The organism is Pseudomonas yamanorum (genome assembly GCF_900105735.1).
Classification (GTDB): domain Bacteria; phylum Pseudomonadota; class Gammaproteobacteria; order Pseudomonadales; family Pseudomonadaceae; genus Aquipseudomonas; species Aquipseudomonas yamanorum.
In genome coordinates, this window is record NZ_LT629793.1 from 4,146,969 (window position 1) to 4,169,935 (window position 22,967).

The window sequence follows — 22,967 nt, forward strand, 5'->3', positions numbered from 1 at the left end:
GGGCTAGAAAATAGGTGCATCCATGCAGATTTCGGTAAATGAGTTCCTGACACCCCGTCACATTGATGTGCAGGTTGTCAGTCCAACCCGCGCCAAGATCACTCTCGAGCCTCTCGAGCGTGGTTTTGGCCACACCCTGGGCAACGCGCTGCGCCGCATCCTGTTGTCCTCAATGCCCGGCTGTGCAGTAGTCGAGGCCGAGATTGACGGTGTGCTCCACGAGTACAGCGCCATCGAAGGTGTACAGGAAGACGTAATTGAAATCCTGTTGAACCTTAAAGGTCTGGCTATCAAGCTGCACGGCCGTGACGAAGTTACGCTGACCTTGTCGAAGAAGGGTTCGGGGGTGGTTACCGCTGCCGATATTCAGCTGGATCATGATGTCGAGATCGTTAATCCCGATCACGTAATCGCTAACCTGGCGTCTAACGGCGCCCTGAACATGAAGCTCACCGTAGCTCGTGGTCGTGGTTATGAACCGGCCGACTCGCGTCAGAGCGATGAAGACGAAAGCCGCAGCATTGGTCGCTTGCAGCTTGACTCTTCGTTCAGCCCGGTTCGCCGTATCGCATACGTGGTGGAAAACGCCCGTGTCGAACAGCGTACTAACCTGGACAAGCTGGTTATTGATCTGGAAACCAACGGTACTCTGGATCCTGAAGAGGCTATCCGCCGCGCTGCAACCATTCTGCAACAGCAGTTGGCTGCGTTCGTCGACCTCAAAGGTGACAGCGAACCAGTGGTAATCGAGCAGGAAGACGAGATCGATCCGATCCTGCTTCGCCCGGTTGACGATCTGGAACTGACTGTACGTTCGGCTAACTGCCTTAAGGCGGAAAACATTTACTACATCGGCGATCTGATTCAGCGCACCGAAGTAGAACTGTTGAAGACTCCGAACCTGGGCAAGAAATCCTTGACTGAAATCAAGGACGTTCTGGCCTCCCGCGGTCTGTCCCTCGGCATGCGCCTCGACAACTGGCCGCCTGCAAGTCTTAAGAAGGACGACAAGGCGACTGCCTGATCGTCGTAATCACCGAACGTGAGTTTGGTAAGGAATGAACCATGCGTCATCGTAAAAGTGGTCGTCACCTGAGCCGTACCAGCTCGCACCGTAAGGCTATGTTCCAGAACATGGCGGTGTCGCTGTTCGAGCACGAGCTGATCAAAACTACACTGCCGAAAGCTAAAGAACTGCGTCGCGTTGCTGAGCCGCTGATTACTTTGGCCAAGACAGACAGCCTGGCTAACCGCCGTCTGGCTTTCGACCGTACTCGTTCGAAAGCTATCGTTGGTAAGCTCTTCAACGACCTGGGCAAGCGTTACGCTACCCGTGAGGGTGGCTACCTGCGCATCCTCAAGTGCGGTTTCCGCGCTGGTGACAACGCGCCTATGGCGTACGTTGAGCTGATCGATCGTCCAGTTGGCGGTGAAGCTGTATCCGCTGAGTAAGACGTCAGTCTGTAACGAGGAACCGGGCCTAGTGCCCGGTTTTTTGTGCGCGTTAGAAAACTCGAATAACCTCGAGCGGATAGTCATTCGGCTCTTTAATCCGTGTTTAGCTATCCGTTCGGATTGTTCGTTAGTTAATTTCTATCGAAGATCATGATTTAATGAATTTGATGGTGTCATCTTCCTGGTCAATACTGCCCCCCAAGCCGATTAGCCGGCAGTTCCAAGACTGACCTGAGGAAGATTGAGCATGAGCCAGAATAAAACCCTTACTACCGCCAGCGGCGCCCCCGTTGCCGATAACCAGAATTCCCGTTCGGCCGGCCCACGCGGCCCATTGCTGCTCGACGATTTTCACCTGATCGAGAAGCTCGCCCACTTCAACCGTGAAAACATCCCTGAGCGTCGCGTACACGCCAAAGGCTCGGGTGCCTACGGTACCTTCACCGTCACCCAAGACATCACTCAGTACACCAGCGCCAAGCTGTTCGAGTCCGTGGGTAAGCAAACTCCGACCTTCCTGCGCTTCTCCACGGTAGGTGGCGAGCGCGGTTCGGCTGACACTGAGCGCGACCCACGTGGTTTCGCCTTGAAGTTCTATACCGAAGAAGGCAACTGGGACATCGTTGGCAACAACACCCCGGTGTTCTTCATCCGTGACCCGCTGAAATTTCCGGACTTCATCCACACCCAAAAGCGCCTGCCGCAAAGCAACCTGAAAAGTGCACAGATGATGTGGGACTTCTGGTCGCACTCCCCTGAGGCGCTGCACCAGGTCACCATCCTGTTTTCGGACCGCGGCATCCCGGACGGCTACCGCCACATGCACGGCTTCGGCAGCCACACCTACAGCCTGATCAACGCCAAAGGCGAGCGTCACTGGGTGAAGTGGCACTACAAGACCAAGCAAGGCATCAAGAACCTGGCGCCGGCTGACGCTGCACGCTTGGCAGGTACCGACCCTGATTACGCCCAGCGCGATCTGTTCGGCGCTATCGAGCGCGGCGACTTCCCGAAATGGCGCGTGTGCATCCAGATCATGACGGAAGCCCGGGCGAACGCTCACTACGAGAACCCGTTCGACGTGACCAAGACCTGGTCGCAGAAAGAGTTCCCGCTGATCGAAGTCGGCGAACTGGAGCTGAACCGCAACCCGCTGAACTATTTCGCTGAAGTTGAGCAGGCGGCTTTCGGTCCAAGCAACATGGTTCCGGGTGTTGGCTTGTCGCCAGACCGCATGCTGCAAGGTCGCGTGTTCGCTTACGCTGATGCCCACCGCTACCGTGTCGGCACCAATCACCAGCACCTGCCGGTGAACGCGCCACGCAGCCCGGTCAACAGCTACCAGCGTGACGGCTCGATGGCATTCGGCGCCAATGGTGGTGCGGCTCCCAACTACGAGCCAAACAGCTATGCCGATGCACCGAAACAGGCTCCTCAGTATGCCGAGCCAGCCTTGGCCCTGAGCGGCGCGGCGGATCGTTACGATCACCGCGAGGACACCGACTACTACAGCCATGCCGGTGCGCTGTTCCGCCTGATGAATGATGGGCAGAAAGCCCTGCTGATCAACAACATCGCCGGCGCCATGGCAGGGGTTTCCAGCGACGTGGTCCAGCGCCAGTTGCAGTACTTCTTCAAGGCAGATCCGGCTTATGGAGAAGGGATCGCATCTGCACTGGGTGTATCGCTTAACTAACTCTAAACGATAAGCAGAACCGCCCTCATTTGGGCGGTTTTTGCGTTATTTCAGCTACTTTTCACCGGAAATCTTCACTTTTCTGCCGTTGGTCCCGTGACCTCCGGGTCATCATGGTTCAAACTACAGACTTTCAAGCAGGGAGATGTAGGGCGATGCAAGGTCACCCCGACGTAATCGATTACCTCAACACGTTGCTGACGGGCGAACTGGCAGCTCGTGACCAATATTTCATTCACTCGCGGATGTACGAAGACTGGGGCTTTACCGAGCTCTACGAGCGTATCAACCACGAAATGGAAGAAGAGGCACAGCACGCCGACGCGCTGATGCGCCGTATCCTGATGCTCGAAGGCACGCCACGTATGCGTCCCGACGACCTGGATACCGGCACCACGGTGCCTGAGATGCTCGCCAGCGACTTGCGCCTTGAGTACAAGGTCCGTGCCGCGCTCTGCAAGGGCATTGAGCTCTGCGAGCAGCACAACGACTACGTCACGCGGGAAATCCTGCGGGTGCAGTTGAATGACACCGAAGAAGATCACACCTACTGGCTGGAAAAGCAGTTGGGCCTGATCAAGTTGATTGGCCTGGAGAACTACCTGCAATCGCAGTTCTGATTTCTCCGGCTACAAAAAAGCCCCTGTCACTGTGTAAGTGACAGGGGCTTTTTCGTGGGCCTGAACAATCAGTCCTTGTCGCGGGCCAGCAGCGGCTTGAGATAGAAGCCGGTGTGAGACTGCTTCATTTCCGACACTTGCTCCGGTGTGCCGACCGCAATGATCTGCCCACCTTTGGAGCCGCCTTCCGGCCCCAGGTCTACCAGCCAGTCGGCGGTCTTGATCACATCCAGGTTGTGCTCGATCACCACCACCGTGTTGCCGTGGTCACGCAGGCGATGCAGCACATCCAGCAATTGCTGAATATCCGCGAAGTGCAAACCCGTGGTCGGCTCATCGAGGATATACAAGGTCTTACCGGTATCACGCTTGGACAGCTCACGAGACAGCTTGACCCGCTGCGCCTCACCACCCGACAGCGTGGTCGCCGACTGCCCGAGCTTGATGTACGACAGGCCGACATCCATCAGCGTCTGCAGCTTGCGCGCCAGGGCCGGTACCGCGTCAAAGAACACTCGGGCTTCCTCGATCGTCATCTCGAGGGTTTCGTGAATGCTTTTGCCCTTGTACTTGATCTCCAAGGTTTCGCGGTTGTAGCGCTTGCTCTTGCACACGTCGCACGGCACGTAGATGTCCGGCAGGAAGTGCATCTCAACCTTGATCAAGCCATCGCCCTGGCACGCCTCGCAGCGCCCGCCCTTGACGTTGAACGAGAACCGGCCAGGCCCGTAGCCACGTGAGCGGGATTCCGGCACACCGGCGAACAGCTCGCGAATCGGCGTAAATAGCCCGGTGTAGGTCGCCGGGTTGGAACGCGGCGTGCGGCCAATCGGGCTTTGGTCGATATCGACCACCTTATCCAGGTGTTCCAGACCCTTGATGCTGTCGTGAGCGGCGGCTTCAAGAGTCGTCGCGCCGTTCAGTGCAGTGGCGCTCAACGGAAACAACGTGTTGTTGATCAGCGTGGACTTGCCCGAACCGGATACACCGGTCACGCAGGTCAGCAGTCCCAGCGGGATTTCCAGATCGACATTGCGCAAGTTGTTGCCACGCGCGCCTTTGAGGTGCAGTGCCATCTTCTTGTTGCGCGGCGTACGTTTGGCCGGCACGGCGATCTTCACACGGCCCGACAAGTATTTGCCGGTCAGCGAGTCAGGATGCGCCATCACTTCTGCCGGTGTGCCCTCGGCGACAATATGCCCACCGTGCACACCCGCGCCCGGGCCGATGTCGACCACGTAGTCCGCAAGACGAATGGCATCTTCATCGTGCTCAACCACGATCACCGTATTACCGATGTCCCGAAGGTGCTTCAGCGTACCCAGCAAGCGATCGTTGTCCCGTTGATGCAAGCCAATGGACGGCTCATCGAGGATGTACAACACACCGACCAGGCCGGCGCCAATCTGGCTGGCCAAGCGAATCCGCTGGGCCTCACCACCGGAAAGCGTATCGGCACTGCGGTCGAGTGACAGGTAGTCCAACCCCACGTTAACCAGGAACTGCAACCGCTCACGAATTTCCTTGAGGATCTTGTCTGCAATCTCCCCGCGGCGTCCTGTCAGCTTCAGTGTGCCGAAGTATTCGCAGGCATCCCCAATCGGCAGGTTGGTCACTGCCGGCAGGGTTTTCTCACCGACCCACACATGCCGCGCTTCACGGCGCAGGCGCGTGCCACGGCAGTCCGGGCACGGCTGGGTGCTGAGGAACTTGGCCAGTTCTTCGCGCACGCTGGCGGATTCGGTCTCGCGGTAGCGTCGTTCCAGGTTCGGCACGATGCCTTCGAACGGGTGGGAGCGTTTGACGATATCGCCACGGTCGTTCAAATATTTGAAGTCGACGTTCTGCGAACCGCTGCCGTGCAGGATGAATTTCTGGTGTTCGGCCGTCAGTTCGTTGAAGGGCACTTCGAGGCTGAACTTATAGTGCGAGGCCAGCGAACCCAGCATCTGGAAGTAATAGACGTTACGCCTGTCCCAGCCGCGTATCGCGCCCTCCGCCAGCGTAAGGTCACCATTGACCAGGCGCTTGATGTCGAAGAATTGCTTAACCCCCAGGCCATCACAGGTCGGGCAGGCGCCCGCCGGGTTGTTGAAGGAGAACAGCTTCGGCTCCAGCTCGCTGATGGCATGGCCACAGATCGGGCAGGCGAAGCGCGCGGAGAAGATGATTTCTTCCCCTGGCTCGTCGTCCATCGGCGCTACCAGAGCAATACCGTCCGCCAGCTTCAATGCGGTTTCGAAGGACTCCGCCAGGCGCTGCTGCAAATCGGCACGCACCTTGAAGCGGTCGACCACTACGTCAATCGAATGCTTCTTCTGCTTATCCAGCTTCGGCGCTTCGTCCAGCTCATAGAGCTTGCCGTTGATCCGGGCACGAACAAAACCTTGCGCACGCAGTTCTTCGAAGACGGAAAGATGTTCACCCTTGCGCTCTCGAATCACTGGTGCCAGCAGCATCAGCTTGGCGCCTTCCGGCTGGGCCAGCACCAGGTCGACCATCTGGCTGACGGTCTGGGCTTCCAGGGGGATGTCGTGGTCCGGGCAACGGGGGATACCCACGCGGGCATACAGCAGGCGCAGGTAGTCGTAGATCTCGGTGATGGTGCCCACAGTAGAGCGCGGGTTATGGGACGTTGATTTCTGTTCGATGGAAATCGCGGGCGACAGGCCTTCAATGGTGTCGACGTCGGGCTTTTCCATCATCGACAGGAATTGGCGGGCATAGGCCGACAGGGATTCCACGTAGCGGCGCTGGCCTTCGGCGTACAGCGTGTCAAACGCCAGGGACGACTTGCCGGACCCGGACAAGCCGGTGATGACGATCAGTTTGTCCCGTGGCAGGGTCAGGTCGATGTTCTTCAGGTTGTGGGTTCGAGCCCCACGAATCAGGATCTTGTCCAAGATGGCCTCGCACGGCGGGCGTAAATAATGCAGGAGTATACGGCTAAAGACTGGATGAATATACACTGTCAAAGTGCCGGGTGCAGCCTTACATGAAAGCTGCGCGGCAAAGCGCCGCATATACCCTCTCAATCGATGGGACTGGTAGAATCGCCGCCGGTTCACACGAGGTTTATCCATGCACGATCCCCACAGCGAACGCATGAGTGGCAGCGAGACCCGCGCAGCAAGCGGTCTGGCCCTGGTGTTCGCATTCCGTATGCTTGGCATGTTTATGGTGTTGCCGGTGCTGGCGACCTATGGAATGGATCTCGCAGGAGCGACCCCGGCCCTGATCGGCCTGGCGATTGGCGCCTATGGCCTGACCCAGGCGCTGTTTCAGATTCCGTTCGGGATCATTTCCGACCGCATCGGCCGCCGGCCGGTGATCTACCTGGGCCTGATCGTATTCGCCCTGGGCAGTGTGCTCGCGGCCAATGCCGACTCGATCTGGGGCGTGATCGCCGGACGCGTCCTGCAAGGCGCTGGCGCTATTTCCGCCGCCGTCATGGCGCTGCTCTCCGACCTGACCCGCGAACAACACCGCACCAAGGCCATGGCCATGATCGGCATGACCATTGGTCTTTCGTTCGCCGTGGCAATGGTGGTTGGCCCGCTGCTGACCCGCGCGTTCGGTTTGCACGGCCTGTTCCTGGCCACGGGTGGCATGGCACTGTTCGGCATCGTGATCGTTGCCTTTATGGTGCCGCATTCCACCGGGCCGCTGCAGCACCGTGAATCGGGCGTCGCGAAACAAGCGCTGTTGCCCACCCTCAAGCACCCGGACCTGCTGCGCCTGGATTTGGGTATCTTCGTATTACACGCGATGCTGATGTGCAGCTTCGTCGCCTTGCCCCTGGCCCTGGTGCAAAAAGCCGGGTTGCCCAAGGAGCAGCACTGGTGGGTATACCTTACTGCGCTGCTGATTTCCTTCTTCGCCATGATCCCGTTCATCATCTATGGCGAGAAGAAACGCAAAATGAAACGAGTTCTGCTGGGCGCCGTCGCGACATTGATGCTCACTGAGCTATTCTTCTGGCAGTTCGGCGACAGCCTGCGGGCGCTGGTGATCGGCACGGTGGTGTTCTTCACCGCGTTCAACCTGCTGGAGGCTTCGTTGCCTTCGCTGATCAGTAAGGTTTCACCGGCCGGCGGTAAAGGCACGGCGATGGGCGTGTATTCCACCAGCCAGTTCCTCGGTTCTGCACTGGGTGGGATCATGGGCGGCTGGATGTTCCAGCATGGCGGTTTGTCGGTTGTGTTCCTGGGATGCGCAGGTCTGGCTGCCCTCTGGCTAGCCTTTGCTGTTACCATGCGCGAACCTCCCTATGTGACGAGCCTGCGCTTGCCGTTATCGCCCGAAGCGATCCGCGAAGCCGGTCTGGTCGAGCGCCTTAAGGCCGTTGTTGGGGTTACGGATGCTGTGGTTGTTACTGAAGAAGCCGCCATCTACATCAAATTGGACACCGAATTATTGGATCGCGCGACGCTCGAGCAACTGGTCAACCCAGTGCCGACAGCGCGCCCAGCCTAGGAGAACGTTATGGCCCGTGGGGTTAACAAAGTCATATTAGTCGGTACATGCGGCCAGGATCCCGAAGTTCGCTACTTGCCGAACGGTAACGCCGTGACCAACCTGAGTCTGGCGACCAGCGAACAGTGGACCGACAAGCAAACCGGCCAGAAGGTCGAGAAAACCGAATGGCACCGTGTGTCGATGTTCGGCAAGGTTGCAGAGATCGCCGGTGAATACCTGCGCAAAGGTTCGCAGGTCTACATCGAAGGCAAACTGCAAACCCGCGAGTGGGAAAAAGACGGCATCAAGCGTTACACCACTGAAATCGTGGTCGACATGCAAGGCACCATGCAATTGCTGGGCGGCCGTCCACAGGGCGACCAACAGGGCCAGGGCGGCATGTCCAACTCGGCACCGCGTCCACAGCAGCAGTCCCGTCCGCAGCCGACCCAGCAGCCACAGCGTGAGTCGCGTCCAGCGCCACAGCAGGCCGCTCCTCAGCCGGCAGCCGACTTCGACAGCTTTGATGACGATATCCCGTTCTAACCTACATAAGACTAAAGTGTAAAGGTTATTTGAGTTAAGGCTCTCTAAAGCCCTATTAATCAATGCCTTCGCAGGAAAAAAAGCCCTCTGAGCTGTAAAGCTAAGAGGGCTTTTTTTTGGCCATTGTAAAGGTGCTCAAAATTGACTACACAAAGACTAGGTGTAAAGTTAAAAGTCTACATAAAATATCGTAAAGGAACGGGTGGCGCATGGACGTAAGAGTGGTACGACACCCCTCTGGGCAGAACCTACCAATCCTCCTTGACGATGATGGCTTGCCAATTCCACTCGCAAATGAGTGGGTCCTCCAGAGACGTGATCTCAGTCCAAACACCCTCACAAGAAACCTTAGGGAGCTGGCGGTTTTTTATGCATGGCTCGAATCACTCAACATTGATTTCCCTGCTCGTATTGATGGTGACCGCATCTTTACCGAGGCAGAGCTGGCTGGAAGCTTATGTGAGAGATTGCGTTTAACAGTGAAGGTTGAACCGGGCCAAGCGGGTGTAGCGGCTATCGTGCAGGGGGTCAAGGTTGCCGTCTCGCCTCTGACATTCAGGTTGCGCCTCATCACTGTACGTCAGTTCATCGGTTGGTGCTTCCGATTCAAGATGGCGAAATTGGCATCCGACGATCCGGTGTTTGTTCGTATTCAAGCGCATAAAGAACACGTTGATCAAATCTTACGCGATCAAGAGATTAGCAATCCGCCCCAAAATAAGTCAGTTACGAAAGGGCTTCGTGATCATGAAGTGGTCGCGCTAGTTTGGTGTGTGGACTTTAGAAACCCGGACGCGTATGGCTTGAATGAGCATGTAAGGTTTAGGAATTTTATCATTGTAATGATTATGCTCACATTCGGTCTACGTCCAGCAGAAGTACTTACACTGAGGGTCGATGATGTCGAGTTCGGCAGCGTGACGGCGCTGAGGGTGTTCAGGCGCGTGGCAGATCCGGACGACACAAGAAGCCCTCGCCCGAGCGTTAAGAGAAATGGTCGTGATATAGAGATGCAAGTGCCGACCATAATAAATCTGATTGAAGAGTATATTGAAGTTCACCGCGAAAAGGTAATGGAGCGCTTCGGGAAAGATCATAACTACTTGATAGTGTCTGATGAGGGGGCTCCGTTGCATGGCAACAGTATATCTAATTACTTCCAGATCATTCGAGAGAGATTCAGAGACCAGCTGCCGTCTAGTCTGACACCGAAATCGCTTCGGCATACATATTCAAGCCGAACTGAGCGGGATATGGCTGAGCGTGGTGTTCCTGAAGATGAGCGCAAACAAGTTTTGGCTTATTTACGAGGGGATAGCAGTACGCGTTCTCAGGAAGTTTACATTTCAGGTGAGATTGTTCGGCAAGCTACCGCTGTGCAGTCTAAATACCATGATGTACTGATGCAAAGCTTTTTAGAGTATTCACGTCATGATTAAAGTATTCGGAAAGCAACAAGTGGAGGGGGTTGCACAGGTTGCACGGATAGATTTGGTAAGCCAACTGGAACCCATACCTAAATCCGTTATTAGCAGAGAGGGGCACGTAGTCGATACGACAGGTTTGCAATGGCACATGCCGACCACTAGTGGCAAATTTGCGACTCTTAATTTCAGGCGGATACATAATCTAAAATTTCGCTATGCGCTGATGCGCTATTGCGTTCATGTGATCAAAACCAGTGCGGCGGGGTACGCCTATACCACTTGGGTAGACTGCTGCCGGTTTCTTCTTTTGCCATACCCCGAGTTTAATCGAGCCCATATTTCCGATTTTGAGCAGGAGCTTATTAACTGTTACGAAAAAATGATTTCCACTACTAGGCAGGAACATAAACTCTATCAAGTTTCTCGCGCGAAATCATTCTATCTATGGGGGTGTCAGTACCTCAGTGAGGTGGGGTTCAGTGCCGAATACGGAAGCGTCTTAGAAGTCCTCAAAATACCAGGCGGTCCGAAAGGCGAAGCGGTTAAAAATGAAGACGTGGATGCGGGGCCTCTGCATCGCATCTATGAGCTGCAACCGCTCTATAATGCGCTCCATACGGCCACCTGTAGTAGCATTGTCGAGCAGGAGCAGCGTGCTGCGCTGGCATTGTTCATTGCTCATGGCAGAAATCCTGCAAATCTATCGTGGTTGCGTGAGAGTGATCTTATCAATGTAGCCCCTGGACTGGACGAACCATGCTGGGTAATTAGATATCCAAGGATCAAAAAACGGTTGCTCAATCCTAGGGATGACTTTGTAGAAGTACACCTCCCTAATGAGTTTGTTCCTTACATTCAGTATCTTATTGCCGCCAATCGCCGTGTTCACGCATTGAGTCGGGTAGGGGGTGAGGCTGGGGAATTCGATATACCGCTATTTTTCAATAAGTCAGGTAATACAGCGGCTATGGCCTCCGGGCATCGTGAAGCATATTTCAACTATGACTCAGGCTATTTTGCGCTCCTGCTTCGAGACTTTGTATTGAGGCAGAAGATTGTATCCCCTCTTACTAATACACTGTTGCACCTTAGTCCTAGGCGCCTTCGCTACACTTTAGCAACAAGTCTGGTAAAGGATGGAGCTACCCAACGCCAGCTCGCGCAGATTCTCGATCATACTGACCTTCAACACGTTCAAGTTTACTTCGACCTCGCTGGTGATATCGTAGAACTACTAGACAAAGCGCTTATCGGCCCGTACGCACAGATACTTCGCTTCTTCAAAGGCGAATTCATTATGCCTGGCCAGAAAGCAGTAAACGATGACGACACCGGAAAACACATCCCATTTGTCTATATTGATGATGCACCAGACATCGATTTAGGTGTCTGCGGAAAACACTCGCTCTGTGCGTTGCACCCCCCATACTCCTGTTATAAATGTCCAAAATTCCAGGCTTATCTTGACGCAGATCATGCATCCGTACTGGAGTATCTTATGAATCAGCGTGAGGAAAAATTTAAGTTGGCAGATAAACGGATAGCAGGTCAGATGGACGAAATTATTCATGCCGTAGCGCAGGTTGTTGAGAAGTGTAAAGAAGTTAAGGCGGGGGCGCGTTGATGGCAAAGGTCGCTGCATTTTTAAGTAGGCTTGAGCAAGATCGTGCCACGAATCTTGTGCTGTTGGTTAGTAAAGCCCAAATGCTTGGTATGCAGGGGTTTGAAAATATTGTCTGGGGAGCGTCTAGTTGGATTTTTACAGCTGGGCCAATGACGTTGCTCTCGGCTAAACGATCTGGATCGCCTAGCATCTATTTTCGGCATGCTCCTAAGATAGGGGCGCATCCGTTGGAAGGGGACTGGGAGTCCGCTGCCAAGTCGTTGTTCTGCCTTAGGGCGCATCGTTCAAATCAGAAGATCAGCAATCATCAGTCATTTGTAACCGCTATAAGTTATATAAGCCATTGTGTGGGGGGGAACAATCGTATCCTTTCTAGGATGATGCCTGAAGATTTGGATGATGCGTGTCGGCTCATATCAGAGCATTACCAAGAGTCGACGGCCTATAATCTGCACAAAGCAATTAACGAGTTCGCCGCGCACTGTGATGCGAACCAGCTTTGTAATATCAGGTTCGAGTACAAATACTCAGGGCTAAAGCGCCCAGCGAATGCCGGTGGGGTGTCTCAGACGCGACTGGATGCACCTCAGAATCTGGAGCAGACCAGTGGTGACCGGATCATCGATCTGGAGGTTTTTCAGCTCATTGGAATGCTTTACCAAAATGTGCCAACGGGCCATAAATATCGGATGTATGTTCTGATGCTTGTAATGCTTGCGTGCATTGGGAGGCGTTTCAGTGAGATAGCGACATTGCCGGTGCAGGTGGTAGGAGTCGATGCTGAGGGTAGGAGATACCTGGGTTATTTCCTGATGAAGACGAGTAAAGGCGATAACGCTCATCCCATTGATAAGGTATGGCTGCCAACGGATGCTGTTAGCATCGTTGAGGACGTAGTCTCTGAGCTGATAGATATCACCCAGGCCGCGCGCTCCACTGCGGAGGTGATGCGAGCTAAGGGTGGTCCTGATTTGCGCTGGATTGAGCCCTATGCTGAGGATCACAGATTTTACATTGCCGATCTTGAGGAGCTGGGGTTCAGCTTCAACGTGTTGCGCCCGACCGGCTGGCTCACAACGAACGGTCATACCTTTCCAGATCCGGATAAGTTGACGTCTCAAGGACGGCGACCGGCTAACCCATCCCGGTTCACCACCAAGCAGGGTCTGATCGCCTACTGCCGCAGCACCTTTGATCCTCGATTAAATGATCCTGTGCGCATAGCCACGACGAATAAGACCTACTATCAAGAGAATCTATTTTTTATCCGTTACCAAGGTATGTCCTCTGGAGCGGTTTCCGTATGTGTTGTCACCACCGTAACGCACTCAATGTTCGCGACGTTTCTTCGCGATCATCTTGAACCGCTTGCTGCTAAACATTGTGATGACAGCATTAAGCCTAACTTTTCAAGTCATGACTTTAGGCACACAATTAATACACTGTTAAATGATGGCGGGATGAGTGATTTCGTTCAAACCAAATGGTTTGGTCGAAAGTATGCAAATGATACAAAGGCTTATCAGCATACCTCTCGTGAAAAACGAGCGTTGATTTATCAAGAAAAAATCCGTGAAGGAAAGATTGGTGGGGTTGTAGCAGACAACTACATGAAGCTTCCGGTTGAGCATAAAGAAGCATATCTGAAAGCAAAAATCACAGGTGTTCACGAGCTTGGGACCGGGATGTGCACACGCAACCTCTCTCAATCGCCTTGCCCAAATCATCTAGAATGCCATGCCAAATGCTCGGATTTTTCTTGGGAGAAGGACAATGATGATAAGAAGGCTGGCATCGTCCGTGCCTTTGAGATCGAAGTCGTTCAGTACGAGAATGCTATGACAAAATCTCAGTCCAACAGGCAAGGTGAGAGCCACCAGTGGATGGCTCATTCTCAGAAGAAGATCGAGACCCTCACCTCCATGCTAAGTGATTTCGAGATGGATGCTGATGCGATCAAGGCGAAAGTACTGGGAGCGTAGCCATGAGTAAATTTGGCAAAAGAATGGATCCAGGCGACGTGAAGGCTATTGTCAAGGAGCTGGATCGTTGGGCATTGGGTGAACTGGGCTCAGGTCTGCGCTGGAAAACGCTAGAAGACCAGTTTGGATTCACCCGCCAGGCTCTTAATGCTCGCCTTGAGATCAAGATGGCGTTCGATGCTGCAAAAGCATCACTGGCTGGCGGTTTAGCGTCAAAGCAGAGGAATGCCGCGAGGAATGCCGAGGAGCTGGTCATCAGAGTAGAACAGCTCGAACGAGAGTTGCAGGCTTACAAAGACCGAGAGGCTAGGTGGTTGCTGCGTTGGCAGCAGATTGCTTACAACGTCAGGGCGAGGTTTGGCGTTCAGATGAGTCTAATTGACACCCCGAGCAATCCTAAGGACGGACTCCCCAATCTTCGAGCTGTTGGCAGCATCCTCAAGCCGCTGGATACACCAATTCCGCCTGTGGGAACTATGGATTCTGAAATATGAGGACAAGTGGAATGTTGGCTGTCAGGTTACCTGTATAAGGTGCGGCGGTGACGCTGCACCTTACGCCAGTCATTCTTGCAGACCGCCCATTACTGGATGTTTTGCTTGCGCCAGTTATCTACCGCAATCAACAGCCGCTTATCTTTGACAGGCTTTTGCCATTCATCCCAGAAATTGACGGTGCCGCTATTCGGTTTGTTGATGGGCTCATCGATCCTGATTCTGCTTGGCAGCAAGCTCGCATCGCCAACAACTAACGCTTCTCCTGTATCGAGGGTCGGCAGGATGTCGCTGAACCCACCGAGGCTATCAGGCAAAAGCCTCTTGATAACGCTCTGATCCTCAGCGTTGGTCAACCTCATGGATACGAAGTTGCTGCACTGGCTGAGCATAGTCTTATTCACTTCGGATGGGCGCTGGCTTATCACGATGAGGCTGACGCCGTACTTGCGGCCTTCTTTGGCGATGCGCTCGAAAATATCCAGCGAGATATCGTCGGCGGACTCCGCCATGTTTCGCTGGGGCATGTAGAGATGCGCTTCGTCGCACAACAGCGCAATAGGATGGCGTAGCTCGGATGGCGTCCACTGCTGGACGGAGAACGTTACCCGCGCGACAAGAGAAACGATCAGCGGAAGAACGTCTGATGGTACTTCAGAGAAGTTGATGATCTTGATACCAGCTTTGCCATTTTCGCCAGAGCTGCCGAGCACGGCGGTGGTGAATTTTTCAAGCCAGGCAAAATCCAGAACGTCTCCGCCACCATTGAACATGAACCCAAGGCGCCGATCAGAGATTTTGTTCTCAAGACGGGAGATCATCCGGGCGAGCTTCCCAAAAAAATCACCCTGTTTTTCAGTGCGGGCCCCCGGAACCATCTCCACGTTGATGTCGTTCAGCCTGTCCATTAGGACATTCAGATCGAACGGAACCGGGCTATCGACCGTGAAATGCTTCAGAATTTCCTTATGGCCACCATCTTCCAGATACTTTCTCTTAGCGTGGTTAATCTCACGGGACATGATCATGGCCTGGTTGGGCGCGTTCTGGTCACTCCGGTCAACAAACATTGCCACGAGTGCTTCATACGAAAGCAGCCAGTAGGGCAGGTAAAGCACACCGTCATCAATGGTGCGTTTTGCCTCAACATCTGCGGGTCCGGCCACCTTGAAGTGCTGAATGCCTTGGCCTACCAATGGCGAGTATTCACCATGAAGATCAAAAACAATGGCGTTAGCCGTGGAAAGCCCAGCCATCTGCTCAATAATCTTGGCCGTCGTCCAGGATTTACCTGACCCAGTGCTGCCACCGATGAAGGCGTGGCGCTGGAAAAACTTGTTACCGTTGAGGTATGCAACGGCATGTTCGTCCAGTGTGTATTTGCCCAACGTCAGGGCATTGCCATCGGCTGAGACGCTAGAGAGCGTACGCATAAAGCCGGTAAGGTTTTCGCCCTCTAGCGAAAAGCAATTCGCGTCAATTTCTGGAACGCTTTCCAGAGTGCGGCGAAATACGTTTTCTCTTGCTCCGTCACCATCCAGCATCGTGCCGATCAGGGCGATTTTGCACAGGTTTAGTTCTGACGCCTGTTCGCTGATACCATCGTTAGCGATGTCCTCGATACCGCGCTTGCGGGTCACCTGGGTGATGAGGCCGATGAGATGCTGTCCAGGCCTGCTGCTTTGTAGCACGGCCAGATGGTTGACTTGTAATCTCTTAAGTTGCTCGACATTTTCCACGTCCACGATAACGTTTGTCGTATCGACTGAGGCCACCTTTCCGAGCGCGTCTTCATCCCTAAAATTAAATATCGGCATCTCTTCTTCCTACATGATGAGTGACAGGTAACCCTCAAGACTCCAGATGTCTTTTTCAACGGTCAGTGGAGTCTTATCCAAAGAGGAGTACACGATGGACTGCTCGTCTGTCGCTCCCCGTTCTATTGCCAGGTAATTCTGCGCCTTGCCGTCAAGGATGAGCTTCCTGGCAGCTTTTGAGAGCGCATAGGTAATAATCGAGATAGGGGTATTTTGACGAATGCATTTAGCCATGATGTTCGGCTGAATATGCTCGTCATTGAAGCCGTAGCCAATACAAAGGTACGAGTTGGCAGCGTTGATGGCTAAATCGGCATTGTGAATAGTTGAGCGATATGGCTCTAAATGCGTCGTTTGATATTTCTGAGTGCCCGGAGTCACGATTTCTGGCTTGTAATTAGTAGGTATCTCTTGAATATTTGAAAGAGCCACAATGTCTTCGAGCGGCGATTTAAACCAATCCAGCGAGCCGTGAACCTTCCAGATATTCACCCTGCGTGCAGACGTGATTTCATTCGGTGCAGCACGCTGCCGAAAAAATCCGTGTGAGAAGCCCGTGTAATGATGGGCCCCCTCCTGATCGCAAGCATATTCTGCCAGCCTGTCATAATTCGTAGTGACGATATTAATTTTGGTGAGGCTGCTTTTAAACATGTGGCGCAGCAGTCGACTCAGTGGAAACATCGCTTGGTTCTGAAGGCTATCGTGAAAGATCCGAACGTCTTCAGAGCTGATGAGCGACCAGGTCGCTGTGATAATTCTGGAGGTCAGCTCTTCAGTAACGGCCACCTGATGCAGCGCCGTCTCCAGATCAACGCCGTCCAGTAAGACCTGGCAAAATCTCCCCCAAGCCTCAATCTCGGCAACAGACAAGCCCGAAGTGTCGGTGTTTGCGACCAGGTGCTTCCCAAGCGCACCCATACCAGACATACCATGGGCAGCCGATGCACCGCTGCCCAGGATGATGAGAGGAGCCTTGCCGTAATAATCTTGCGCCTGCTTTTGGTAATCAATCCCTGACATTGCAAATTCCTAATGTTGTAGCGTGCTCGTTGTGGTCATCGTCGGCGCGACGGTTTCTATAAGAGCACGCAATGCAGAGCAATAGACTACTCCAGCGTTCTCACAAAATGGCATCCTATTCAGCGTATTTCATCATGCCATCAACATCGACCGCACGGATGTACTTGGCAGGGTTTGCACCGCTCGCAACTTCCTCGAAGTGCTTTTCACCACAGAGGATTTTGGCACCCTCAACGTGGCGCAAATCGCCCCACCAGGTGCTGCCTTTGGTTTCCACCACGAAATACAGTTTTTCCTTACCGTCATCATCGACAACCACAGCCCAGTCCGGGTTATAGGTGCCGAGGGGCGTCGGGATCTTGAACCAGGATGGAAGCTTGGCGTAGACCTTGACCGCTTCGTTCTTTTCTAAAGCCTCAGCGAAGTTTCTCTCAACACCTGCCGAGTCATAAACGACGTGCGTGTAAACGGATTTCTGCGTTTCTAAGGTATTTTTCAGGTAGCCCTTCAGCTCTTCCTGTTGGAATAGCTCCTGCGCATAGAAATGCTCGTCGCCGATCTTGCTGTACTTGATGCCATCGACCAGAGCCAGCCGTTTGGTACGGTTAATGGCCTCTGAAGCGTAGTAGATGAACTGTTGCGGATTGCGGGCAAAATCCTGGATACGACGACTTTCGATGAGGATCTTGACGATGCTGCTGCGGGTCAACTGCGTCTTGTCCTGCAAGTCCGTGATGATGTCCGGAAGCACAATGTCGTCCTCATGGATCGTCGTGAACGGAGATGCTTTGGTTTCTTCAGCTGTCACGCCACCCTTGCCAATAGCGATGTCGGCTTTACGGAACTGCGCTCTGGTTTTGGTGATGGGTGGGCAGTCCAGGATTGCTTTGGCACAATTCGCAATCAGTTTGTCGTTGTCAAAATCAACGCGGTACGTTGTTTTGTACTTGATACGTTCCCATAGCGCCTTGAACTCTTCACTCTGAAGAACCGCCTCGCGGGTGCTGATGGTTCTGCGGTCATCGGCATTTTTGATGTCAAGCTTGCCAGCGAGCTTCTTCAGAATGCCTTGAATGTCCTCTTCGGCTATATCCGCTTTGCTACCCAGCTCTGCTTTTAGCTCCTCCGGCAGCTTGAAACTACCATCTTTGAGAGCGGTACGAAGGCTGTCCTGGACCTTGCCCTTGGCGTCAACAAAACCTTCTGCCTTAAGAAATCTCCAGATTTTATCGGATTGCTCCACACCCAGCGGCGCGGCCTCGCCTTGTTCATTGACGATTAAGACCGTAGCAAACTGGTGAGACTCGACGATGCCAAAGCGAATCCCGGTATCTTCTTCAATTTCCTTCTGAAGGTTTTCGGCAAACTCTTCATAGCTTTCGGTGGCGATGACAGTCAGCGTATTGATGTCAGACCCGCGTAAACGCTGTCCGTCCTGGTTGACGCAAAGACGCAAGCCACGCCCGATGGTCTGGCGACGCTCGCGCTCCCTGCCCATATCGCGCAAGGCGCAAATCTGGAATACGTTCGGGTTGTCCCAGCCCTCTTTGAGGGCCGAGTGAGAGAAGATAAATTTGAGCTTGGTATCAAAGCTCAGAAGTTTTTCCTTCTCCTTCATAATCAGGTTATAAGCCCGCTCGGAGTTATCGCGGCCCGCTTGGGTGCTTTCCGCTGTATCGACAAGACGCTCCTTCTTGTCGATGGAGAAATAGCCGTTATGGACGTCAGCGGCGTTCGTCTCTAGATCAATCTCATTGAAGAGGCTTTGGTACTCGGACGATTTCGCGAGCTTGGTATATTCCTCTTCAAACATCAGGGCGTACTTGCCTTTGACCGCATTGCCGTTTTCGTCGTACTGGCGGTAATGCTCAACGCTGTCAATGAAGAACAGGCTCAAGACCTTGATGGGCTGCTTGTTGGCTGCAAAGGTCTTCTCTTTATCGAGATGCTCCTTGATCGTGCGACGGATCATCAAGCGCTTGATCTCATCCGGATTTACAGCCCCAACGGCCTCACCAGGGAGTAATACCTGGTCGATACCCGGCCCTTTTATCTGGACTGACTCATTATTTTGGCCGCAAGTGATCGTGCCGATCTGGATGTTTTCGTAAATTGCACGATTGGCGATCTGCTCCAGATCGTCACCGTCCTCGACGGTGAGAATCTCGCGCTTTATGTTCTTGCCGCGCTGCACATCGATTTCGATCTTGGCGGTGATCGAACCCTGTCGGTTATGAGTAGATTCAAGCTTTATGAAGGGCTTGTTGTTATCCCCCTCAACCTGAAGGGAAGCAACCTCGATCTGCTTAACCAGACCTCGATCATAAGCGTCGACAGCGTCAAGGCGATAAACCATGTGATGCGTATCGACGTGCGTTGCAGAATAGCGCAGGGTGCAAAGTGGGCTCATGGCATCCAGTGCCTTTTTGCCCTGCCCTTGCAAACCACCATCAACGCTTTGCGGCTCATCTACGATAATGATCGGGCTAGTAGCCTTGATGAGGTCGATGGGGCGTTCACCACCCGTACTTTCATGCTCCTTATAGAGATTGTTGACATCTTTTTTGTTTATAGCACCAACCGTCGTTACCATGATCTGGATATTGGAACTGGTAGCAAAACCACGTACTTGCCCAGGCTTGGATGAGTCGTACAGGAAATACTCGTAACCTTTGGCCTTGGGATACAAGTTCTCGAAATGGTCCCGTGTAATCTCAAGAGTTTTATTCGTGCCCTCTTTAATCGCGACAGAAGGCACAACAATCACAAATTTTGTGAATCCGTAATTTTTATTCAGCTCAAATATCGTGCGCAGATAAACATAGGTTTTCCCCGTGCCCGTTTCCATTTCGACTGTAAAGTCACCACTGGAAATTTTTATGGCAGGAGCAAGGCCGCTGTTTAGTTGGATAGTTTGCAGATTTTCTAAAATATCTAAATCATGTATCTGTAGACGGTTACCAATACCAAGTTCATTTTCTGCAAGGCCAAGTGATCCCTGCGCCCCAGATTCAGGACGATATGTTACCGTAAACTCCGAACGCGAGATTTCCTGCCCTTTGAATAGCCCAACGACGGACTCTATGGCCGCCTTCTGGTAATCCAGATTGTCCTCAAAATGCAGCTTCATCAGGTCTGCTCCTTACAAGCTGCGTACATGAGTGATGCCATTCTGTTCCAGAATGGCAGCCATGTTAGTTTTCGAGACATCACCGTTGAATGCGCTATCACGGAAGAACACATTTGTGTCCGAGGCAGGCTTTAGTTCCGCATGCCATTCTAGAATTGCGTGGGCAATCCCCTCGACATCATGTTGAGAGATGGTTTCGTGAAGACAGGCGAAAACGGCACCGTAGCCGATACTATAAATATTTTTCCCAGCAACTACCTTGCTCTCAATCGGCACGGTCAGGTCAATGCCGCGCTTCAGCAACAGCTCGTATAGTATATCCTGCTCACTCCGCCCTTCGACTAAGTGCTCCTGATGAGAAAGGAGCGTCTCCTCAAGGTCGGCGCGATCCGGATTCCAAGCTTTTATATTTGAGCTGGAAAGCTTAAAACTTTTGAACCCGAGATCAATCTTATTGAACTCAGTTTCTCGCAGTTTTTCAGAAAGTTTAGTCAACCTAGCTCGTCCGATTTCTGAAATCTTTTTATAGCCAAGCGCATAAGCGTTAGATTTGTCATCGATATACTCAGGAAGCTGAACCATTATATATCTTCTTGAGCCGCCATCTTGGCAGTTTAAATTTAAAACGGCCTGAGCTGATGTACATGAGCCTGAGAAAAAGTCCAGGTATATCCCTGAATTGTCTGGCTCGTCATTAACTTCGAAGCCGAAAAAATGCTCGATTAGCGATGACGGCTTAGGGAAACTAAATACATCGCTACCCAAAAGCTGCTCAACCTCCTTAGTCCCCTCCTGATTAAATGGGCCATTCAGGAGGGAAAGTGGTTTTCCTTTTCTTTCGTTACCATTTTCATCGATTAAGTAGACTTTATATCTGACGCTGTATGAGCCGTCCGCTTTTTTTGCGAAAACGACCTCATCATTTTCTATTGCTCGAAGAAGTCTATCCTTCGCCCAGACCCACTGCTTTTTCGGACTTATCGTTTCACCATTATAGTCGATTGTGTACTGAAGATTTTTTCTGTCATCCATACTAGTGGTCATCAAAGGCTGAGTAAAATATCCGCCCCGAGTTTGGTATTTATCATCTTTTTTGTTGTATGCGTCCCTTTGATCATTAGAGAGCTTTGAAGAAACGTTTGACAGGTCGGATTTTGAGTAGCACAAAATATATTCATGAACCTCAATAAATCCTTTTGTTTTTGCGCCAGCACCATATTTGTTTTTCCAAGCTACCGTCCCAACAAAACGCTCCCCCCCAAACACTTCATCACAAATAAGCTTTAAATTATGGAACTCATTATCATCAATAGATATAAATATAAGCCCATCGTCGCGCAGTAGCGATTTTGCAAGCTGAAGGCGCGGGTAAATCATGCTCATCCAGCTAGAGTGTTTTCTTCCTGTAGTTTCAGGGTTGGACGAGAACTTCCCTCCCTCATCATCAGCTTGACCTGTATAATTTAGGTACGTCTTCAGATTTTCTTGAAATCTATCCGGATAGATAAATTCTTTACCGGTGTTATACGGGGGGTCGATATAGATCATCTTAATCTTGTTAGCATAGCTCTTTTGGAGCAGCTTCAATACCTCAAGATTATCACCTTCAATAAACAGGTTTTTTGACGTATCCCAATCAACGCTTTCTTCAGGGCAAGGCAATAACGTACCCGTGGATGGCGCTAGCGCGATCTGACGTGCTTTCTTTTTCCCATGCCAATTCAGGCCGTATTTTTCTTCGCCTTCATCAACAACCCCTGCATCACCTAGTATCTGCCGCAGCGTGTCAAAGTTAACACCGCCCTCACCAAACGCTTCAGGGAATATGCTTTTGAGCTGCTCAATATTTTCGCTGACGATGTTCGCACTTTCACCGTCTTGTAGCGTAACCAAATCAATAGCGGGCTTGTTCATTAAATGCTCTCTCTAATTTTTTCAATTACGTCATTGATCTGTTTGATCTTGGTATTCAGCTCAACCTGTCTCCCCATCTGCTTTTCTTTTTTCAGCTTATTGGCGATCTCAGTTTTTTGCAGGTTGAGCCTTTCAAGCTCGCGGAGCCACTCAAGACGACTCTCACTTTGTTTATTTTCTATATTGTCGGTTGCGTCCCGTTCATAGCGTCCACTATAAGCGGCACAATTGATAGCTATGACACGTTCACCCAGACTTTTATAGAAACTAAGGAAATTGGCGAAGGAAAAGCTGTTGATAGTGCAGTCTTCCAGGAAAGCGGCCTGTGCAAGCGTCGGTGCGGTAAGGTCTATCCAGTCCGTGTAGAGAATGTCCTCTACCACCCATTTTTCCTTGTCCGCCTGATTGATGCGCTTGTCAGACACGCTGAGGCAGACTTGGTTTTCCTGGGAAAAGAGCAGAATTAGCGGATACGGAATGGACCGCTGCATAAAGGTCGCGATGCGTTTCAGCCGTTTGGCCGACGTCAGCTCTACCTGGAGAACCGCGATTTCAGAGAAGTCGCGCTCGCTATCAACATAGGCAGCGATGTTGATCGTGGAGGGCTTCAAGGTATACAGCCAGCGTATCTTATCAACATCCTCCTTCAGGGCTGTTTTATCTGCGATGTCCAGCACCCCGTTGTCAAGAAAGAGCTTCTTAAAAACGGGTTTGTTCAATTCACAGGATCTGGGAATTGAAAGATGATCAATGAAGGCTTCCAGTGTACCTGGCGTCATAG

The 22,967-nt window shown here is 52.4% G+C and carries 16 protein-coding genes; 10 read left to right on the top strand and 6 right to left on the bottom strand.

The features are described from left to right. The first annotated feature begins 22 nt into the window (after nucleotides 1–22). The 4 genes from BLU46_RS19565 to bfr all read left to right on the top strand — a co-directional run bounded on the left by BLU46_RS19565 (nucleotide 23) and on the right by bfr (nucleotide 3,771). Nucleotides 23–1,024, top strand: a complete 1,002-nt coding sequence (locus BLU46_RS19565; RefSeq protein WP_003176403.1) for a DNA-directed RNA polymerase subunit alpha — start codon at nucleotides 23–25, stop codon at nucleotides 1,022–1,024. 41 nt (nucleotides 1,025–1,065) lie between these two features. Continuing rightward, nucleotides 1,066–1,452, top strand: coding sequence for a 50S ribosomal protein L17 (gene rplQ / locus BLU46_RS19570; protein ID WP_003210053.1), 387 nt, complete (start codon nucleotides 1,066–1,068; stop codon nucleotides 1,450–1,452). A gap of 250 nt (nucleotides 1,453–1,702) precedes the next feature. Beyond that, nucleotides 1,703–3,151 carry a catalase gene (locus BLU46_RS19575; RefSeq protein WP_063026817.1) on the top strand — a complete coding sequence of 483 codons (1,449 nt, stop codon included), beginning with the start codon at nucleotides 1,703–1,705 and terminating at the stop codon, nucleotides 3,149–3,151. A 155-nt stretch (nucleotides 3,152–3,306) separates the two neighbouring features. Next, nucleotides 3,307–3,771, top strand: coding sequence for a bacterioferritin (gene bfr / locus BLU46_RS19580; protein WP_003210048.1), 465 nt, complete (start codon nucleotides 3,307–3,309; stop codon nucleotides 3,769–3,771). 68 nt (nucleotides 3,772–3,839) lie between these two features. On the opposite strand, the gene uvrA is transcribed toward bfr, so the two are convergent. After that, complete coding sequence (gene uvrA, locus BLU46_RS19585; RefSeq protein ID WP_010174605.1) at nucleotides 3,840–6,674, bottom strand: excinuclease ABC subunit UvrA; 2,835 nt, start codon at nucleotides 6,672–6,674, stop codon at nucleotides 3,840–3,842. 178 nt (nucleotides 6,675–6,852) lie between these two features. Here uvrA and BLU46_RS19590 point away from each other — a divergent pair, with 178 nt between their 5' ends. From BLU46_RS19590 to BLU46_RS19615, 6 genes are all read left to right on the top strand, one after another. Next, nucleotides 6,853–8,247 (top strand): MFS transporter, encoded by a 1,395-nt coding sequence (locus BLU46_RS19590; RefSeq protein ID WP_017476314.1) that lies wholly within the window; start codon nucleotides 6,853–6,855, stop codon nucleotides 8,245–8,247. Between the two features lie 9 nt (nucleotides 8,248–8,256). After that, the gene (locus BLU46_RS19595; protein WP_003210042.1) at nucleotides 8,257–8,775 is read left to right on the top strand and encodes a single-stranded DNA-binding protein; all 519 of its coding nucleotides are present in this window, start codon (nucleotides 8,257–8,259) and stop codon (nucleotides 8,773–8,775) included. A gap of 209 nt (nucleotides 8,776–8,984) precedes the next feature. After that, nucleotides 8,985–10,214, top strand: coding sequence for a tyrosine-type recombinase/integrase (locus BLU46_RS19600; RefSeq protein WP_093204537.1), 1,230 nt, complete (start codon nucleotides 8,985–8,987; stop codon nucleotides 10,212–10,214). Further along, on the top strand, nucleotides 10,207–11,826 hold the full coding sequence (locus BLU46_RS19605; protein ID WP_093204541.1) for a tyrosine-type recombinase/integrase: 1,620 nt from the start codon (nucleotides 10,207–10,209) through the stop codon (nucleotides 11,824–11,826). Before BLU46_RS19600 ends, BLU46_RS19605 begins: the two co-directional genes overlap by 8 nt. Beyond that, a complete protein-coding gene (locus BLU46_RS19610; protein ID WP_093204546.1) occupies nucleotides 11,826–13,808 on the top strand; it encodes a hypothetical protein in 1,983 nt (660 codons plus the stop codon). The genes BLU46_RS19605 and BLU46_RS19610 overlap by 1 nt, the downstream gene beginning before the upstream one ends. 2 nt (nucleotides 13,809–13,810) lie before the next feature. Further along, nucleotides 13,811–14,302, top strand: a complete 492-nt coding sequence (locus BLU46_RS19615; protein ID WP_093204550.1) for a hypothetical protein — start codon at nucleotides 13,811–13,813, stop codon at nucleotides 14,300–14,302. 89 nt (nucleotides 14,303–14,391) lie between these two features. Here the strand turns inward: BLU46_RS19615 and BLU46_RS19620 are convergent, their stop codons facing one another. From BLU46_RS19620 to BLU46_RS19640, 5 genes are all read right to left on the bottom strand, one after another. Then, complete coding sequence (locus tag BLU46_RS19620; RefSeq protein ID WP_093204555.1) at nucleotides 14,392–16,119, bottom strand: ATP-binding protein; 1,728 nt, start codon at nucleotides 16,117–16,119, stop codon at nucleotides 14,392–14,394. A gap of 9 nt (nucleotides 16,120–16,128) precedes the next feature. Continuing rightward, nucleotides 16,129–17,142 carry an SIR2 family protein gene (locus BLU46_RS19625; protein ID WP_093204559.1) on the bottom strand — a complete coding sequence of 338 codons (1,014 nt, stop codon included), beginning with the start codon at nucleotides 17,140–17,142 and terminating at the stop codon, nucleotides 16,129–16,131. A 115-nt stretch (nucleotides 17,143–17,257) separates the two neighbouring features. Then, nucleotides 17,258–20,272: a type III restriction-modification system endonuclease gene (locus tag BLU46_RS19630; RefSeq protein ID WP_093204564.1), complete on the bottom strand. Its 3,015-nt coding sequence runs from the start codon at nucleotides 20,270–20,272 to the stop codon at nucleotides 17,258–17,260. A 12-nt stretch (nucleotides 20,273–20,284) separates the two neighbouring features. Beyond that, on the bottom strand, nucleotides 20,285–22,186 hold the full coding sequence (locus BLU46_RS19635) for a site-specific DNA-methyltransferase (protein ID WP_093204569.1): 1,902 nt from the start codon (nucleotides 22,184–22,186) through the stop codon (nucleotides 20,285–20,287). Next, complete coding sequence (locus BLU46_RS19640; protein ID WP_093204574.1) at nucleotides 22,186–22,965, bottom strand: DUF4391 domain-containing protein; 780 nt, start codon at nucleotides 22,963–22,965, stop codon at nucleotides 22,186–22,188. Before BLU46_RS19640 ends, BLU46_RS19635 begins: the two co-directional genes overlap by 1 nt. Nucleotides 22,966–22,967: the final 2 nt, after the last annotated feature.